General features: G+C 50.1%; 14 protein-coding genes. 9 read left to right on the top strand and 5 right to left on the bottom strand.

What is annotated here, in order from left to right; all coding sequences use genetic code 11:
- Positions 1-38 precede the first annotated feature (38 nt).
- The gene (locus ACJJIL_RS00640) at positions 39-590 is read left to right on the top strand and encodes a hypothetical protein (RefSeq protein ID WP_413663628.1); all 552 of its coding nucleotides are present in this window, start codon (positions 39-41) and stop codon (positions 588-590) included.
- Between the two features lie 81 nt (positions 591-671).
- Here the strand turns inward: ACJJIL_RS00640 and ACJJIL_RS00635 are convergent, their stop codons facing one another.
- Positions 672-2,852 carry a transporter substrate-binding domain-containing protein gene (locus ACJJIL_RS00635; protein ID WP_445360937.1) on the bottom strand — a complete coding sequence of 727 codons (2,181 nt, stop codon included), beginning with the start codon at positions 2,850-2,852 and terminating at the stop codon, positions 672-674.
- Between the two features lie 227 nt (positions 2,853-3,079).
- Entirely contained in the window at positions 3,080-4,582 is a 1,503-nt protein-coding gene (locus ACJJIL_RS00630) for a hypothetical protein (protein WP_444940527.1), read from the bottom strand.
- Between the two features lie 326 nt (positions 4,583-4,908).
- Here ACJJIL_RS00630 and ACJJIL_RS00625 point away from each other — a divergent pair, with 326 nt between their 5' ends.
- Both ACJJIL_RS00625 and ACJJIL_RS00620 read left to right on the top strand, forming a co-directional pair.
- Positions 4,909-6,459 carry a CocE/NonD family hydrolase gene (locus tag ACJJIL_RS00625; RefSeq protein ID WP_282930907.1) on the top strand — a complete coding sequence of 517 codons (1,551 nt, stop codon included), beginning with the start codon at positions 4,909-4,911 and terminating at the stop codon, positions 6,457-6,459.
- A gap of 129 nt (positions 6,460-6,588) precedes the next feature.
- Positions 6,589-9,327, top strand: a complete 2,739-nt coding sequence (locus ACJJIL_RS00620) for a M1 family metallopeptidase (RefSeq protein ID WP_445360936.1) — start codon at positions 6,589-6,591, stop codon at positions 9,325-9,327.
- Between the two features lie 96 nt (positions 9,328-9,423).
- Here the strand turns inward: ACJJIL_RS00620 and ACJJIL_RS00615 are convergent, their stop codons facing one another.
- The 3 genes from ACJJIL_RS00615 to ACJJIL_RS00605 form a co-directional block, all read right to left on the bottom strand.
- Positions 9,424-10,008 carry an HdeD family acid-resistance protein gene (locus ACJJIL_RS00615; protein WP_445360935.1) on the bottom strand — a complete coding sequence of 195 codons (585 nt, stop codon included), beginning with the start codon at positions 10,006-10,008 and terminating at the stop codon, positions 9,424-9,426.
- Positions 10,009-10,358: 350 nt separating this feature from the next.
- Positions 10,359-11,672: an omega-aminotransferase AptA gene (gene aptA, locus ACJJIL_RS00610; protein ID WP_282930904.1), complete on the bottom strand. Its 1,314-nt coding sequence runs from the start codon at positions 11,670-11,672 to the stop codon at positions 10,359-10,361.
- 126 nt (positions 11,673-11,798) lie between these two features.
- Positions 11,799-13,244 (bottom strand): NAD-dependent succinate-semialdehyde dehydrogenase, encoded by a 1,446-nt coding sequence (locus ACJJIL_RS00605; RefSeq protein ID WP_445360934.1) that lies wholly within the window; start codon positions 13,242-13,244, stop codon positions 11,799-11,801.
- Positions 13,245-13,405: 161 nt separating this feature from the next.
- On the opposite strand from ACJJIL_RS00605, the gene ACJJIL_RS00600 reads away from it, so the two are divergent.
- From ACJJIL_RS00600 to ACJJIL_RS00575, 6 genes are all read left to right on the top strand, one after another.
- A complete protein-coding gene (locus tag ACJJIL_RS00600) occupies positions 13,406-14,332 on the top strand; it encodes a LysR family transcriptional regulator (RefSeq protein WP_444918452.1) in 927 nt (308 codons plus the stop codon).
- A gap of 231 nt (positions 14,333-14,563) precedes the next feature.
- Positions 14,564-14,941, top strand: a complete 378-nt coding sequence (locus ACJJIL_RS00595) for a PH domain-containing protein (protein ID WP_282930901.1) — start codon at positions 14,564-14,566, stop codon at positions 14,939-14,941.
- 88 nt (positions 14,942-15,029) lie between these two features.
- The gene (locus ACJJIL_RS00590) at positions 15,030-15,260 is read left to right on the top strand and encodes a hexameric tyrosine-coordinated heme protein (protein ID WP_108734816.1); all 231 of its coding nucleotides are present in this window, start codon (positions 15,030-15,032) and stop codon (positions 15,258-15,260) included.
- Between the two features lie 292 nt (positions 15,261-15,552).
- On the top strand, positions 15,553-16,077 hold the full coding sequence (locus ACJJIL_RS00585) for a nuclear transport factor 2 family protein (protein ID WP_445360933.1): 525 nt from the start codon (positions 15,553-15,555) through the stop codon (positions 16,075-16,077).
- A 214-nt stretch (positions 16,078-16,291) separates the two neighbouring features.
- The gene (locus ACJJIL_RS00580; protein WP_444911708.1) at positions 16,292-16,753 is read left to right on the top strand and encodes a YccF domain-containing protein; all 462 of its coding nucleotides are present in this window, start codon (positions 16,292-16,294) and stop codon (positions 16,751-16,753) included.
- 260 nt (positions 16,754-17,013) lie between these two features.
- Positions 17,014-17,841: a DUF5694 domain-containing protein gene (locus ACJJIL_RS00575; protein WP_445360932.1), complete on the top strand. Its 828-nt coding sequence runs from the start codon at positions 17,014-17,016 to the stop codon at positions 17,839-17,841.
- Position 17,842: the final 1 nt, after the last annotated feature.

Raw genomic sequence — 17,842 nt, 5'->3', positions numbered from 1 at the left:
GCACACGATTAAAAAAACATACAAAAGAAGAGGTTTCAATGAAGCTAATTAAGCTATTCTCTGTAGTTTTCTCAACCCTTTATATGATCGGCTGTGGCTATGTAACTACCAACTATGGAGCCACTCCAGAAAATGTAAATGCTATCAAGGCAGCTGGTGAGAACAGAGTTTCTGTTGATAAATTTTCATCTGTTTCAGGCAAAGAGCGCTCTTCTATTGGCTGCCGAGCTGCAGGACCCATTAAAAATCAAAATGACCAAACATTCGAGTCTTATATCCATAATGCATTTATCAATGAGCTAAAGATGGCTGAGGCTTATGATGAAAGCTCGGAAGTTTCTATTCGAGGTGAAATCTCTGAATTGGATTTTAACTCCAACATAGGTGCTGGAAAATGGAAGCTTTCAGCTACTATTTCCTCTTCGTCTCATAATGGATATCAGGTAGAGTCGATATATCCTTTTTCAACAAACTGGGTTGCTGATAAAGCTTGTCAACAAGTAGCACAAGCCTTCCAGCCCGCAGTATCTGACCTTATAAACAAAATCGTTACACACCCAGAATTTTCCTCTTTAATGAATAATAATTAGTATTAATCCCTCTAAGATCGGCAGGCAAACACGGCATAGTATTTGCCTGCTTTCTTCGTTCTTTATAGTCCACATCAATAATCAAATGCCACTACCACTCTGCCGAGTAGATAAGTATCCAATATATCTATCCCGTATCTCACGCACATAATTAACTGGCTCCCTGCCGCGCACGTAACCAAAACGACTATCGCGATAGTATTCAGGCTGGGACAACAGCAACATGGCCTCTTCAACATGGCCAAACCACTGGTTAGGGTCCCACTTCAGTCGTCGGGCTAACGTCCTGGCATCCCTGACATGGCCGTGACCCGCATTATATGCAGCCAAGGTAAAATAGATCTTCTGCTCTAGGGGTATATTGTCGGGAAAACGTTTATCCAGCCACCCCAGATAAGATACACCTGCGCGGATACCGTTTTCAGGATCATACAAATTGTTAACTCCCATTTGCCGTGCAGTCCGCGGCAATACCTGCATCAAGCCCTGAGCACCGGCAAAAGAGCGCGCTTGGGGGTTAAATTGACTCTCCTGGTACATCTGCGCAACCACCATACGCCAATCCCGATCGGTAGCCTCAGTATATTTCTTTACTAGGGGATCAAAGGGCGATAGTTCATCAGTGCTGCGCAGGCGCTGCCCTTGATGTCGGAGGATACGCTTTTGCTCCTTGAAATATTTATTGTAAGTAACGTTAAAGAACAGGTCCCGATTGTGCTTGTTCAGAAAGTTATTCAGTTGTTCCAGTAATACCGGCTGGCCAGTACGAACAGCCCAGGCGATATCTCGCTCCCCTGGCAACTCCCCCACTACAGTAAAGTCATCCCGGTAAGTGCTCTCAATGGCGGCCAAGTGTGAGTCAACTACGGTATAGGGAAAAATACCCCTGGCTACTGCATCAATAAGAAACTCACTGGTAGCGCCTTTTAGACGATGGATCTGTAGCGGCACCATATCTTGCCCGTGCTGCTTTTCCATTATTTTGACCAGACTCTCGTGATAGCTCGTGGTGGGATTAACCACTACTGTTTGCCCAGAAAGCAGGTTCTCGGGAAGGGGCAGCTCTTTATCAGGCACCTTTGATTTTGCGGCTACTACCTGTTCCGTAACTGTCATATAAGGCTTGGAAAATACCAATCCCTGCTGGCGGCGAGCCTCGGTAACAGTAAGGGATGCAGCAATCATGTCCCCCATTCCATCATTCAATGCTTCGACCAAATCCTGGTCTTTATTGGGCACAACCATGCTCAGGCGTAATTTATGGTCACGGGCAAACTTCCTTAGCAGATCGTAATCAAACCCCATCAACTCACCGCGCCAGATAAAGTAGGAGGCGGGGTGATTGCGAGTAAGTACCCTTAAAGTTCCGCTCTCCTTTATTGCCTGCCAATCTCTCAGTGGCTGCTCTCGGTTCTGACTGGCCAATACCAATTCAGCGGTAAAGAACTCATTCAACTCACGTCTCAAAGCGATAGCATCTTTGCGTACAGCCCAGGCGATAGGCCTGCGGGAATCGAGTTCTGTGGTGGCTGTAAGTTGCGGGTAATCAGTTAAAAGCACATCTGCCAAATTACTATCAATAATTGTTGCGGGGTATTCACCAGCTGCTACAGCCGCGATAAGCTCGCTGGTTGCAACCGGCTTATCGAGGTAGGTGACCCTGTAATTTTCCGTATCGGCTCGCTGCTCCAGGGTTTCAGCAAATGCACTGCCCCGCCGCAGCACGACTTGTAAGGGCACAGCCTCTTCCACCTCGAACTCTTGATGAGTAATTAGCAACTCATCAACATATTGTAATGGGCGGGTAAAACCCAGTAATAACTTGCGTTCTTCGGTGCGGGAAAAATTGGTGGCAATTACATCCCCACGTCCATCAATAACCGCCGGAATTAAATCGGAAAAGTTATCTACGTAAACCCACTGAGGCTTTAATCCCCGGCTGCGAGCAAAATTTTCCGCAAGTTTTCGCCACTCTGTTGCAGGTAGTCCTTCTCGTGGTAAGGCGCTCTCCTGGGGGCCCCTTGGGGCCAACAGGCGCAATACACCTCGCTCTAACAGGGCAGGCAAATCTCCTTGCTCTACATAATTTTCAAATTGCGGCTTTGCGGGCTGTTTATTCTGCGGCGTTGGTATCAGTTGTTGGGGAGATTCCTTTAAAACCTTTGAGTTTTCTACAACAGGATCTCTATTACTCTCGCATGCTGCAAGCAGCAATATTAAGATAAATAGCGGAAATACAACGAAAAACCGTTTTCTGCTCACAGTGCACCCTTTCTTATTCTATGAGAAGCATTACCCTTAACGCGCACGCTATGCTTCGCAATATGGAATTGCCGCTGTTACAGAAATCGTACCAGTTCGCTGGGAAATTATCCCCTAAAAAAAAGCCCGGCAAAGTCAATTGCCGGGCAAATATACGTTGGCGAATGTCGGATGTCTCTTACACAGAGTGACAAGCCTTTTTTATTCAGTGAGCGCTCTTATGGTTGCTATGATGACTTGGGTTTGCCCTTCAGCTCTGCCAACCTCATTTTTATTTCTTTGTTCTGCTCCTCGTCTGGGAGCTCGAACATCAGCGGCTTCGCCACTCGGGCAAAATACTCCGCATCTTTCTTTTGGTAGAGCTCTTCTGCCAGCCATTGGGCAATATGCAGCTCACGGGGGGCACGCTTGTAAGCCTGCTCCAGCTTTTCCAGATATTCCTCTCGGGGGTAATCCAGCATCTCCATAGCCATCGCCAGGCCAAACCAGTGAGATGCATTTTTCGGTTCTTCCTTCACCAGGAAGTCGAACTCCTCCCGCGCCATTTTCAGGCTGCGAAGATCCCGCTTACTACCGGGCGCCACCGCCTGCTGATTAACCGTTAACCAGGCATGGGCACTCAAGTACCAGAGCTGGCCTCGGTCCTTAGTGGGGACACTGGCTAAAAGATGGCTAGCCTGGGGGAAATTACCCAATCGCAGATCGGCACTCGCTTTAATCGCAGCCAACTCAGTACTGTAAATACCCGTGCTGTAGGCATACTCAATCAACTCATCCAAGGCCAGCAGGTTGTAACCAGACTGGGCGATAAATCCAGCCAGGATACTCACCGACTCTCTTTTGCTGAGGCGTTTAATCGTAGGGCTGGCCTCTTTAAAGTCCGCGGGGATAGCGCCACTAAAATGTTCAAAGCTATCCGCCTTATAAGTGGCTACATAGGCCTTTTCGATTTCTTTCACCGACATCCCCAGCGCTTCTTCCAGGGCAAGTACTGGGTCGGCACCATCGTTATAGGCTTTGACGAAATTATCGAAATTATCCTGCTTGCCGCTTTTCATCATCAACCAGTGAGACAGAATCCAACCTCCGGCATAGACATCTGCCTTTTCGTCCGCATCGGTGTTGTACACCGTCGCGCGCAACAGGTCTTCCAGCGGCATAAGCCCGGTATACATCAGGGTCATGGCCCGTTCGCTGGGAATGGAGCCAATTTCGTAGGTGCCTTTTTCCGGGAATGACATGGTTGCCATAAATTCAGCAAACCCCTCGCTATACCAATAGGGGTAGTGGGTGGTGTTGCCGTTATAGCTCAGAAAATGGGTGTATTCGTGGAACAGGAATTCGCGCGCTTTGAGCTGCCTCTCAACGCTGCGACCATCCAGGTTTACCAGGGCATAGTTACCCTCCGCAGAGGTATCGAACAAACCGTTGGTCATATCCGCCAGCTCAACACCCACCAGGTTTGCATAGGTGTCCCGGTCTGCGGCCGCATAAATAGTTAATCGCTCGCTTTTTGGATCTGCATCGAGTAACTCCAAGGCCACTGCGCGATAGCGCTCCAGGTCTGCTACCAGACTTTTGACTGCGTTGGGATCACCATCGGTAATCACGCGAAAATTATCACTGTCGACTTCATACCAGGTCACCTCCCCCAAACCACGCGGCGCGGCGTAGGCTGAAGCGATAAATCCGAAACAAAGTACTAATAGAACAACTGAACGAGAAACCATAGTTCGGGCCACCGAGTCATTGTTGCTGAAGCCCTCCCTAGCTGATTAGCGAAGACGACACAGTACCGGTTTTCACTGATCAAAAAAAGATCAATTTGATCACAAAACAGCTTTTCGCCTGTTTTTGTGTGACTGGAAAGACACAAAATAGATAGCTATTCACAAACAGTTTTCTGCAGCAGATTGCGACATGAAGCGAGACAAACGTCTCAAATTTAGCCCTGTTTACGTACAAAACTAGGATGAACTCCTATAGTACGGGGTCGACCAAGGAGGGAATCCTGGTCAAAAAAATAATAATGATTTCATCAGATGAGAGAAAACTAATGAATACCAAGCCACTACTGGCGCTGCTTGGCGGCGCCCTAATGTCTGCTCATGCCTGGTCGGCACCGGAATATATCGCCGACGTGGATATTACTTCTTTTGACGGTACGGTCCTGGATGCGAACTTATTTATCCCGGAAACGCCTGCACCAGCAGACGGTTACCCCACCGTTATTTTTACCAACAGCTGGGGGCTGGAGAAGCACCAGTACCACTTCCAGGCCAAAGAGCTGGCAGAGAACGGCTACCTGGTGCTCAGCTACTCCACCCGGGGATTTGGGCACTCGGGAGGACTTGTTGACGTCGCAGGGGATAACAGCCTTAACGATGTGGGAGTCCTGATCGACTGGCTGGAAACCAATTACCCGGTGGGCAAGCTGGGTATGGCCGGAATTTCCTACGGCGGTGGAATTTCACTACTGAGTGCCGCTAAGCACCCTCGCGTCGATGCAGTAGCTGCGCTATCCGGTTGGGCAGATGTAGTAGAAGCTTTGTACCCCAATGAAACCGTCAACCTGGTATGGGGCACGCTGCTTGTTACTACGGCCTTCCAGAAAGAGGCCGAACTCGAGCAGGTATGGAGCAACCTGCGCGACGGCGAAAATATGGAACAGGTAATTAATTTCGGTGCTGAGCGCTCCGCAATGAGTTACGTGGACGAAATCAATCAAAACGGCACAGCGGTGTTGCTCTCAAACAATTTCGCCGACTACCTGTTTAAGCCGAATAGCATGACCGATTTCTACTCCCTGCTCGAAGGGCCCAAGAAACTCATGCTAAACCCCGGCACCCACGCGATTACCGAGACTCTTACCGGTAACAATGGCCATATCTGGTCCACCAGTTTCCGCTGGTTCGACCACCACCTTAAAGGCGAGGACAACGGGATCGACACCGAACCCAAGGTGGATATGACTGTGCGTATCAGCAATGAGCTGGAGCAATTCGAGGACTACCCGGTAACAGACGAAAGCACCACCTGGTACCTGCAGCCACGCTTTACCATGTTTAACAATGCAAAAATGGAGAGCGACAAGTACGACGGCTGGAGCTGGAGTAATGAATTCCACGGCGGCTCAGATACCTTTGCAGGCACCGGTATCCCGCTGGTTTCCGATGCACTGGAAGGCTTCGGTATCCCCGTTTACGCGCCCATGATCGCTATCAACGGCTACTACGCCATCGAGTACAAATCACCGATTCAGTGGGAAACCCTGAAGATTCGCGGCGAACCCAAACTCGAAATGTGGGTGGAACCCAGCAAAAAAGAAGTGCAACTCAACGTGCACCTCTACGATGTGGGTCCGTTGGGATTGGGGCGTCTGATAACTCACGCCCCCATTACCCTGCATTCAGACAAGTCTGGGCAAAAACAAAAGTTCGAAGTGGACTTTTTCACCACCAGCTACGATGTCCCGGTTGGCCACCGTGTAGTATTGGCCATCGATACTCAGGGTTATATCTACCAGAAGCCGGAAAATACCAATTACACCATCACAGTGCCCTACAGCAGCAGCAAGGTCTCTAGCCTGACCGTACCGCACCTGTAGGTCTCCCCACAGAAACCCGGCATCCACTGCCGGGTTTCCTCCCACCTTCCCCTCAGCCCAACTATTTGCATCGCGTAATTTTTCTCCAAAGCGGTACAATCAGCCTTTTGGCTGAGTGCTCCCCCTACCATGAAAAAGAACATCCCGCTCGCCCTGCTAACCGCGGTCCTGCTCTCAGTAGCAGGTTGTAACCCCGCAGAAAAAGCATCGGAACCAGCAAAAACCAGTACCGCCCAGGAAGTCGAGGCTAAAGGCCTCGATTTTGATAAGGCTCCCGAAGGGCGCCTGCCCGAGGGCACTACCCCCTTGGATTACCAACTGGAACTGGTGCTAGACCCTCGCAAAGACACCTTCACCGGCAAGGTGGATATCGATATCCAGCTGGTGGAAGGTGCCCGACATATTTGGCTGCATGGCAAAAACCTGGATGTGCGCGAAGTCTACGCACAGCTCGATGACGGCCGCCAGATTCCGGCCGAATACCGGGAAGTACTGGACAGTGGTGTTGCCGCAGTAGAGTTTGCGGAGAAGATCGATGCGGGCAGTTTCAAACTGCATATCGACTACAGTGCTGCATTTGATCGCAACCTGGCCGGGCTTTTTAAGGTCGAGGAGCAGGGCGATGCCTATGCCCTGGCAAAATCTGAATCGATCCAGGCCCGCAAGTATTTACCCGGCTTCGACGAGCCAGGCCTGAAGGCCCCCTTTACTGTCAGCCTGACAATACCCGAAGGCTACGCAGCGATTAGCAATGGGCCCGAGCTGAAGCGCGAAGCGGCAGGTGACGGCATGGAGAAAGTCACTTTCGCCACCACACCACCGATGTCAACCTATTTGCTGTCCCTGTCAGTGGGCCCCTTTGACCAGGTTGAGCGCCCAGCCATACCACCGAGCAAGTACCGCAAAGACCCCATACCCCTGCGCGGCTTCGCCCGTAAAGGTCGCGGTGAGGATATGAACTACATCCTCGATATCACCCCCAAAATGGTGGAGACCTTCGAGACCCAGCTGCAACGCCCCTACCCATTCAAGAAGCTGGACATTATTGCCGCCCCCCAGTGGCCCAGTGGCGCTACTGAATTGTCCGCGGCAATTACCTATCGCGAACAGCGTATCCTGGTGGGCGACAACCCGGCTCCCGGCACCCGCCTGGCTCTCGTAGAAGTTCATGCGCACGAAATTGCCCATATGTGGTTTGGCAATCAGGTCACCCCTCCCTGGTGGGACGACCTATGGCTGAAGGAAGGTTTTGCTACCTGGGGGGAGGCGCTGGCCCTCACCATTATGGAACCTGAAGAGGGGCACGACCTCAACGCAGCGACTTATGCGATCGGCGCCATGCAGCTGGACTCCCTGGCCAGCACCCGCGCCATTCGTGAGCCCATCGCGGACAACAACAATATTCGCAACGCCTACGATTCGATCACCTACTCGAAGAGCCTGGGTGTTATCCACATGGTGGACACCTACTTCGGAGCGGAAAACTTCCGCCCAGCACTGGGCCGCTACCTGGAAACCTTCTCCGACAGCGTGGCCGACTCACCACCCTTCTACAAAGTGATCGGCCAGGAAACCAACACCCCGGAACTGACCGAGACTTTCCGCAGTTTTGTCGAGCAAAAAGGGGTTCCACAACTGGATATCTCCATGGACTGCACTAGCGATGGCAAGGCCTCGCTAGTGGTTCAGCAGAGCCGTTACAAGCCACTCGGCTCCCCTATCGCCGACGCCAGCGATAAATGGAGCATCCCTTTCTGCTTCAGCACCGATAGCGGCGTGCAGCAGTGCCAGATCCTGACTGAGCCAAGGGAAACCCTGGAGATTACCGGCGGTGCCTGCCCAAATTGGGTAATGCCCAATGCTCAGGGCAGCGGCTACTACCGCTGGAACCTTCCCAAGGCGCAGTGGCAGGCACTGATTAAACAATTTGCCCAGTTCTCTGCCACTGAGCAGCTGTCCATTATCGACAGCGCCTTCTCAGCTTTCGAGGCCGGCAATCTCACTGCGGCACCACTGCTGGAAGTAGTGCGCAAATCCGCAGTGGCGGACAAGCGCCAGGTGATCACCATGCCACTGCGCTACCTGCAGAAGTACCGGGATAACTACCTGGGTGAATCCCAGCGCTCTGCATTCCTGAACTTTGCCCAGAACTTGTACCTGCCGATACTAAATCGCAGCGCCAATAGCAGTGATAGCGACCAGCAGATGCTGCACAGCGACCTGCTAACCTTTATGGCGCAAGTTGCAGAAGATCCTGACTCACGCAAGCAGTTACAGGAAATGGCAACCGCCTTTACCGGCTTTGAACAGGAACGGGATGCGAAGGCGTTAAGCTCTGACCTATACCAGGCAGCCCTGAGTGTGGCAGTACAGGATGCGGGGGAAGATTTCCTCGCACACCTGATCAAAGTCCGCGCCGAGCTGGATGATCCCCGCTTTGAAAATGCCAGTGCCAATGCCATCGGCACCAGCAACAATCCCAAGCAAGTGGAAACCATTCAAGCATTAGCGCTCAGCGACGAAATGGGGCCGAGAGAATCATTTGGCCTGATCCATTACGCCCTGGCCCAGCCCAGGGTTCAGGCACAGCACTGGGAGTGGCTGCAACAGAACTTTGACAAGGTAGTAGATAAGATTCCGGCCCAGATCCGCCGCCGCACCCCATCACTTGCCGCTGCCTTCTGCGATAAACAGCACCTGGGCGAACTGCAACAACTCTTTGCCCAGCAAGGTGATTTAGCCCCCGGATACCAGCGCAGCCTCGCGCAAGCCGAGGAGCGAATCCAGCTGTGTATGGCACTGGAGAAAAAAGGCAAAGCGTTAATGGGGGCATTGCCGAAGGCAGTCAATCTCGCCGCTAAGCAATAAAAAACAGAAGCTGTTATTTAAATAGCAATTCGAAAAGGCCGGTATTACTAAGTAATACCGGCCTTTTTTATTACTGAGCGCATTTGAGTTAAACGGTTATGAAGAAGCGGATTTATTATGCTTGCGCAGTCGGAAAGATAACCAGATCAATGGCAGCCCCAAAATAATCGCATAGGCACCGATTACCCAGAGCAACGCCAGAGCACCAGCCCCGGGGCTGACTAAAATCGCAACTCCGAAAATCACCGAGAGAACACCAATGGCGATCAGCAGCCACTCGTTATCAATTTCCTTGCGCAGGCGAACAGCACCGACAATTTCAAAGATACCCCGCACCAGGGCCCAGGCACCGATAAAAATCACCAACACTAAAGCGGTAACCTGCGGGAAAATAAAAGTCACAATTCCCGCGGCCAAACTGATCAGCCCCGAGACAATCAACCACCACAGTGGAGTGGACTTATGCCGCCCCATCACCGCTGCAACCAGGGAAAAAATACCATCCAGAAAAGCGTAAACCCCAAAAAGCAGCACCAGGGTCAACAGGGACAATCCCGGCCAGACAAAAGTCAGCACGCCAAAAATCACCGCGACAATACCGCGCAGCAGGAGTAGCCACCAGTTTGCAGACAACACCTGCAAAATGGGTCCGGTCGCCAGGGGAGGAGTGTCAGCGGGCATAGAAAAGTCCCCAGGTTGAGTAACTTTCCATATTGAAGAGTCCCTTACCATCAGGGAATTGAATTTTTCCCCGGCGGTTTTTAAAGGCAGCCTACGAGCGCGGCCAGGCAGTCGACTCTGCAAAGACTGTGACCGCGCCGCAGGCCACTATTTTCAGTGTAGCTCTAAACGACAATAGGGAAGTTATGCAAACTGCCCTGCGGGTCATGAAAGGAGAGGAAGGTAGAAAAACTAATAAGGCAGGAAGGAGAGAATACACAGCGCGTCTCGAGAGAAGTGTATTCTTTCCTTCTGGCACAAGAGTAATTTGGAGAGAACGGCAGCCCAAACGGGCTGCCGCAATAGCATAATCAGGCCAGAGCGCCGATCACGCCACGCAGTTTATCCACAACAGCATCGATCTCGTGCTTCTCGATAATCAACGGTGGGGACATACACAAGGCATCGCCAATACCACGGGCCATCACTCCAGCTTCCCAGGCCATACCAGAGACTTTAGCTCCGTATTTCCCTTTCAGATCCTGCGGCGCGCGCAACTCAATAGCGCCGACCAAACCGTAATTGCGCACATCGATCACATTGTCCAGGTCAGCCAGGCTGTGCAGGGCATTTTCCCAGTGCTGGCCAATTTCACCGGCAGCGCGGGTCAACAGGCCTTCGCGCTCGTAAATATCCAGAGTCGCCATACCCGCCGCACAGGCAACCGGATGTGCTGAGTAGGTATAACCGTGGAAGAATTCCACCGCACCATCGGGAGCCGCATTCATCACGGTTTTATAAATTTCGTCGCTGACAAATACCGCACTCAGGGGCACTGTGGCATTGGTAATCCCCTTCGCGGAGGTGATCATATCCGGGGTTACGCCGAACTCGGTGGAGGCAAATGCAGAACCGGTACGGCCCCAGCCAGAGATGACTTCATCAAAAATCAGCAGTAGGTCGTGCTTATCACAGATTTCCCGCAGGCGTTGCAGGTAGCCTTTGGGAGGCAATACCACACCGCCGGCACCGGCAAATGGCTCAACAATCACAGCGGCAATCTGGTCGGCACCGTGGAAAGCTACCAGTCTCTCCAGGTCTTCAGCCAACTCAATACCGTGCTCCGGCAGGCCACGACTGAATGCATTGCGCTCGATATCCAGGGTGTGGCGCATATGGTTGGCTTTCACCGGCTGGCCAAAACCCTGGTAGTTAGGAGGAATACCGCCCACAGAAATACCGCCGAAGTTTACTCCGTGATAACCCTTCTCACGGCCGATAAACATAGTGCGAGTGCCCTTGCCGCGTACACGCTGGTATTGCAGGGCAATTTTCAGGGCGCTCTCAACTGCCTCGGAACCGGAATTACCGAAGAACACATGGTCCAGGCCATCGGGAGTGTGCTTTACCAGACGCTCGGAATACTCAAAACCCAACTCGTGACCAAAATTAAAAATAGAGCTGTAGTCGAGTGTTTTTGCCTGTTGGTAAATTGCCTCTGCAATTTCAGAACGGCAGTGACCCGCATTGCTGCACCACAAACCCGCAGTCGCATCAATAACCTGGCGACCGCCTTTCTCCGTGAGATAAATCCCCTCGGCGTGCTCTACAATTCTCGGTGCAGACTTAAAGGTGCGGTTGGGGGTAAACGGCATCCAGAAAGCATCGGTTTGCATCTCAGACATAGTATTAATCTCCGCAAGTTCCCTGAAGTTTCAAACTCTTAAGTAGGGGAGCCACAGGCTCCCGAAAATCTGTTCGGGCGCTTGTCACCTAGGACAAGCGCAGGCCAGTTGTGTTCAGACCGGGGCTCAGGCCCCGAAACAGCAATATTTGGTCTCGTAAAATTCGGCCATACCCTCGACGCCGCCCTCGCGGCCAATGCCGGACTCTTTAACACCACCGAAAGGTGCCACAGTGGTGGAGAACACCCCGGTGTTACAGGCAATCATGCCGTAGTCGAGCGCCTCTACCACACGATTGGCACGGCGAATGTTTTCACTCATCACGTACGCCGCCAAGCCGTAAGGCGTTTCATTGGCACGGCGAACCACATCTTCCTCATCGGAGAACTTCTGTACCGCCGCCAGAGGGCCAAAAATTTCCTCCTGGGCGATACGCATGGTATCGGTAACTCCAGTGAGGATGGTTGGCGCAAAAAAGTTATCGCCATTGGTCAGCTGCTCACCGCCAATTTCAATTTTTGCGCCGGCCGCAACCGCGTCCTGTACCAGCCCCTGAACCCGGTCCACAGCCCTGCGGAAGATCATCGGGCCCATATTGACCCCTTCATCGGTAGCGTGACCGATCTTCAGGGCGGCAACCTGCTCGCGCAGCTTTTCCACAAACTCATCGTGCACGGATTCGTGCACGTAAATACGGTTGGTGGCCACGCACACCTGGCCCGCATTGCGGAATTTGGTCGCCATACAGGCGCTAACTGCGGTATCCATATCCGCATCGTCAAATACGATAAACGGCGCGTTGCCGCCGAGCTCCATGGACATTTTTTTCACGGTGCTGGCGCACTGGGACATCAACAGCTTGCCCACAACAGTGGAGCCAGTGAAGGTGAATTTGGCCACACGGGGATCTTGGGTCAGAACCTTGCCAATTCCCGGAGAATCACTGCCGGTAACTACATTGATAGTCCCCTTGGGCAGGCCCGCTTCTTCCGCCAATTGACACAGCGCCAGAGCAGATAGTGGCGTCTCCAGGGCCGGTTTGATCACCACAGTACAGCCGGCCGCCAGTGCCGGACCCGCCTTGCGGGTGATCATGGCGTTGGGGAAGTTCCAGGGAGTAATACAGGACACCACACCCACCGGCTGGCGGATGGTATTCAGGCGCATGGCCGGGTTGTGGGTCGGGATTGTCTGGCCGTAGGCCCGGCGGCACTCTTCCGCGAACCACTCAATAAAGGAAGCCCCGTAGATAATCTCACCTTTCGCTTCCGCTACCGGCTTGCCCTGCTCCAGGCTAAGGATCATTGCCAGGTCATCGCTGTTATCCACGATCAGCTGGTACCAGCGCTTGAGAACCGCAGCTCTCTCACCGGCTGTACGGCGGCTCCAAGCGGGAAAGGCTTCACTGGCAGCCGCCACCGCCGCCTCGGCATCCTCTGCGGTACCGTCGGCCACACGGCCCAGCAACTCGCCATTTGCCGGGTCACATACATCTACAGTGGCGGCAGCGTCACGCCATTCGCCCGCTATATAGTTCTGAAATTTCAACAGGTCCGAATTTGCAAGTTTCACAGGAAAATTCCTAGTAAATAGATGTTATTAGTAGTATGCGGCGATTCTGGCCGCAGCTGACGGAGGAGAATAGTAGTATTTTTCCAACTAAAGTTTATATTTATCAAACTTTAATTATATCTACAGCCAGAAACCATCTCAGCGCCCCAGGAAGTGCAGCTATGAGCAAAACCAAAAACGCCCTGGGAGGCCGCCTCAGCGATATGGATTTGCGCCTGCTGCGCGTCTTCCGCGAGGTTGTGCACGCCGGAGGCATCACCCCTGCCGAAGTCACCCTGAATATCAGCCGCTCCACGATCAGTGTGCATATCTCCGACCTGGAGACACGGCTGGGTATGCAGTTGTGCTTGCGCTCTCGAGGCAGGGCCGACTTCAAACTGACCCCGGAGGGGGAGGCCTTGTATCGGGCTATTTTGGAGCTCGATGGGCACCTGGATACCTTCAAAAGCCAGGTCAATGCAATTCAATCCCAACTCACCGGTACCCTGCGCCTGGTAATGCCCGACGATGTATTGGAAATACCGCAACTGAACTTGCCCGGAACTATCACCCAACTGCGTGAGAAGGCCCCGCAACTCCACCTGGAAGTACAACTGGCCGCCCCTCAGGAACTCGAGTTGGAAATCCTCGCAGGCCGCGCCGATATCGGTATCAACCCCCTGCACTCACGCCGACCGGGGCTGGAGTACCAACCCCTGTTTTATCACCAATCGATTCTCTATTGCAGTAACAGCCACCCCTGTGCCCAGGTGTCAGCTATTGATGAGGAGCTACTCACCCAGCAGGAATTAGCTGCGCCCAGTCATACTGTTCTCTCTGGTGCGGCGCACCTGTATCGATTGTTTCCCAAGCGATCCACAGCCAACCATATGGCGGCCAGGTTGGCGATGATACTTTCTGGGTGCTTTGTGGGTTTCCTACCGGAATACCTGGCCCGCAGATATGTCGGAGAAGGAACCCTGCTCCCCCTGCTACCGGAAAAGTTTCACTACCAAATACAAAATGCTGCCACCTTCAAAAAAAGTGCAACAACTCATCCCGCTGTGCAGCTTTTTTTGGAAGCCTTGCAAATCAATAGACAGATATAGCCACTGCTGTTTATCCCTAGTGATACTGAAATAATCGAGTCAAGAATCCAGTAAATAGAGAGATAACCATTTCAAAAATTACCAACTACTTATGATCGATCCTCTATTGTGGAAATTGTCATAATAATTAAATAAATTTAAACATAAAAACACAACCAAAAAGTAAATCATCTGTAACTTAATGCGCCACAGTGGTAATCTCCTCCTCCAATAGAATTACAGGGATAACCCGTGATAGATTTTAAAAACTCACCAGTATTTAAACTCAAGCCTATAGATATCTCTGAATCCAGGGATGACTTTAATAAGTTCCTGATCGAGGGGGAGTTTATTTTTGCAGGTTTTAAAACTATTCGCGATCAGGTAGTTTTCACCAACAAACGCATTATTGCCGCCAATGTTCAGGGTATCACGGGCTCAAAAGTAGACTACACCTCTTTGCCTTTCAGCAAGATACAAGCATTTTCTGTTGAGACCGCTGGCACTTTTGATCTGGACTGTGAAATAGAAGTTTATTTAAGCGAGATCGGTAAGGTAAGGTTCGAAATAAGAGGTTCTTTCGATCTTATTCAGTTCAACAAATATATCAGCCAATACATATTGGACTGATATCAACCCTTAGTAAATATACAAAATAACTGGGGCTCAGCAGCCCCCACAACTTTATCAATCAACCCGATAGTAGAGAGGGATGTCCATGTCGCAAATCTGGTTAGAAAGCCTAATTACTGAAAATGCACAACAAGGCTTTGAACTTGCAATGAAACTATCCAGGATGGGAGTTAAGTATACCCAGCCTTCAGATGAAGTACGGGGTAAGCTGAGGTCCGCCTATGAGGAAAATGCAGACAGCCTGATCGCCTCCTCACAGGTTGTTGCCATTAATTTCCAAACTGTTGCAGCAGCCAATAATTACTGGCGCGGCTAAAGGGTTAAGAATGCGTTATCTTTGTAGAACGGGTAACGCATTCTAGCTCTGCAAACATTCAAACAATTTCCCTTCATCTCCTCCTCAATAATTTATGGTCTATTAGTACTACAAACACTCTGATTCTGTACTAAAAATTAGCCATCACTATAGGTAGCTGCGAAATCGTCATATTCACTGTTGACGCTCTCGACCTTGTTGATATTTATAAACATCGCAATACTGTCTTTGGCACAAGATGGATTAACTCAACGATCAGTAATATTGCGCCTCAAATGGGAAGGTGAAAGAGATGGAATACAATGACGATGAAAAGTACTTAATTCAACTTTGGGAAATCCATATCGAGGCCGAATTCGATCTAAAAGATGCCGACACCGCAATTGCTACCATGACAGAAAATCCCGTATTAATTCATGTACCGGTTAATACCGGCGCAACGGGAAAAGAACCCTTACGAAAATTTTATAGGGATATATTTATTCCTCAAATGCCAGCGGATATAAATTTACAGCTTCTTTCCCGCACCGTGGGCAAAGACAGCTTAGTGGATGAGTTTATTCTTCACTTTACCCATTCTATTCGCATGGATTGGTTCGCACCTGGTATCGAAGCAACAGGGAAGAAGCTATCAGTCCCCCATGTGGGAATTATTAGCTTCTCCAATAGAAAAATCAGCTCTGAGCATATTTACTGGGACCAAGCGACTGTCTTGGATCAATTGGGTATATTGCAGTCAGGTCTACCGGTAACAGGAAGTAGTCAATGTCATCGTTTGCTAAATAGTAATGCTCCGGCAAATGAGCTGATACCGTAACCTTCATACCCAAAGGGCAAAATCCAAGCCAACGCCCAGGCTGACCAAATGGTCACACCCAGGCTGAGGAAAGTATCCATAACTGAATCTAAAACGTGAGGACTTGCGTCTAACTACTGTAATTTAAATAAATGATATAGCGATTAGGATTTGCGGTAACATCAGTAGATTACCGTTTTCACTAATAAATTTTACCGAATTGGTAGGGGTAGTTATGCGAACACTTGGAAATTTCCTCTGGTTTATCCTTGGCGGTGTCTTTATGGGACTCTGCTGGTGGTTTTGCTCGCTGATTGCCTTCATCAGTATTATTGGTATTCCCTGGGGAAGAGCCTGCTTTGTAATCGGCAAATTTTCCTTTTTCCCTTTCGGCAAGGAGGCAATTTCCCGAGAAGAACTCACCCTGCGCGGTGATATTGGGACAAGCGGCTTTGGTTTAGTCGGAAATATTATCTGGTTCCTATTGGCTGGTATCTGGCTTGCTATTGGCCACCTTCTGCATGCTATTGCCTGTTTTATTACCATTATTGGTATACCTTTTGGTTTGCAGCACCTTAAGCTTGCGGCAATTTCACTATCTCCGATAGGAAAGACTATTGTCAGCAAGGAAGTAGCCCATTCAGCTAAAATGCGTAATGCAGATGTTGAAGTGACCAGATTAAGAAGTGGTACTTAAGTAAACATACATTAACAATGATACCGTACCAACTTGGGGCTATTACTAAAATAGCCCTGAGTTCTCAAGTCCCACCGCAATAAATTAATAAAAAATTTTTCAGATCAGAAAAATCACTTTATTTATCTTGTTATAAGCAGGCATTACCAATTTAAAGCATTAAATTTTAAGCTGTTTTATCGCTGTCAAATTCAAACTTATTCATTTCGTGTAATACTTAGCCAAACTATAGAAGCTAAATAATAAAATAAGGATATTAAATGAAAAACCTAACAAGACAAATCACTGGCTCAATTATGCTTTCTTTGGGACTTATTGGCCTAAGTGCCTATGCAGAGCCAGTAGAAACTACAGAACCCGCACAAGTTATGCTTTTTGGTAGCTTTCACTTTAGCCACTTCAGCAAACCCAGTAAAGATATGGTGAAAACACAAGTTATTGATGTTTATACCGAAGAAAGTCAAAGGTATTTGGAGGACCTATCCTCACGGATTGCCGCCGACTCGCCAACACATGTTCTTCTGGAATGTCACACCAATGACGAAAGTAAAATGAATCAGCGCTTTGCCAAATATGTCAAGGGTGATCACAAGCTAAATAGAGGAGAAAGCGAACAGCTGGGATTCAGGGTAGCCAAGAAGGCCGGCCTGTCTAAAGTCATCTGCTATGATGCTAGCCAAGATCTCCCCTATGGCGAACTTTTATCCTATCTAGAAAGTAATTCGCCCGAGCGAAAAAAAATAACTGATGAATTTTTGAAGGCTTGGGGCATTCGATTTAATGAGATGCATGCCTCACTGTCATTGGAGGAAATTCTGGACAAGCACAATGACCCCGCTGAGGATAAAATGAACGTAGGTTCCTATATAATGCTCAATGACGTTGGCCAAGGTGATAACTTTATAGGGGCCGATCTATCCTCCAAATGGTGGTCCAGAAACTTCCGTATGTATGCCAATATCCAAGCCGTCGCCCAACCAGGTACCAAAGTTTTCGTTCTAGGTGGACAGGGGCATAGCTCTATAATGAGACCGATGCTCGAATTGGATGATAAACGTAAAACCTGGGATGTCCGCAGTTATTTCTAAA

The sequence above is a fragment of the Microbulbifer maximicatervae (SeqCode) genome, assembly GCF_052468095.1.
The sequence above is the reverse complement of the archived record's forward strand: the minus strand, read 5'-3'. Positions and strand labels throughout refer to the sequence as shown.

Excerpts from the sequence above, each read along its gene's own strand:
- ACJJIL_RS00630 (WP_444940527.1), bottom strand. The coding sequence starts at position 4,582 with ATGGTTTCTCGTTCAGTTGTTCTATTAGTACTTTGTTTCGGATTTATC.
- ACJJIL_RS00585 (WP_445360933.1), top strand. The coding sequence starts at position 15,553 with ATGGAATACAATGACGATGAAAAGTACTTAATTCAACTTTGGGAAATC.
- ACJJIL_RS00640 (WP_413663628.1), top strand. The coding sequence starts at position 39 with ATGAAGCTAATTAAGCTATTCTCTGTAGTTTTCTCAACCCTTTATATG.
- ACJJIL_RS00590 (WP_108734816.1), top strand. The coding sequence starts at position 15,030 with ATGTCGCAAATCTGGTTAGAAAGCCTAATTACTGAAAATGCACAACAA.
- ACJJIL_RS00620 (WP_445360936.1), top strand. The coding sequence starts at position 6,589 with ATGAAAAAGAACATCCCGCTCGCCCTGCTAACCGCGGTCCTGCTCTCA.
- ACJJIL_RS00575 (WP_445360932.1), top strand. The coding sequence starts at position 17,014 with ATGAAAAACCTAACAAGACAAATCACTGGCTCAATTATGCTTTCTTTG.
- aptA (WP_282930904.1), bottom strand. The coding sequence starts at position 11,672 with ATGTCTGAGATGCAAACCGATGCTTTCTGGATGCCGTTTACCCCCAAC.
- ACJJIL_RS00615 (WP_445360935.1), bottom strand. The coding sequence starts at position 10,008 with ATGCCCGCTGACACTCCTCCCCTGGCGACCGGACCCATTTTGCAGGTG.
- ACJJIL_RS00625 (WP_282930907.1), top strand. The coding sequence starts at position 4,909 with ATGAATACCAAGCCACTACTGGCGCTGCTTGGCGGCGCCCTAATGTCT.
- ACJJIL_RS00580 (WP_444911708.1), top strand. The coding sequence starts at position 16,292 with ATGCGAACACTTGGAAATTTCCTCTGGTTTATCCTTGGCGGTGTCTTT.
- ACJJIL_RS00600 (WP_444918452.1), top strand. The coding sequence starts at position 13,406 with ATGAGCAAAACCAAAAACGCCCTGGGAGGCCGCCTCAGCGATATGGAT.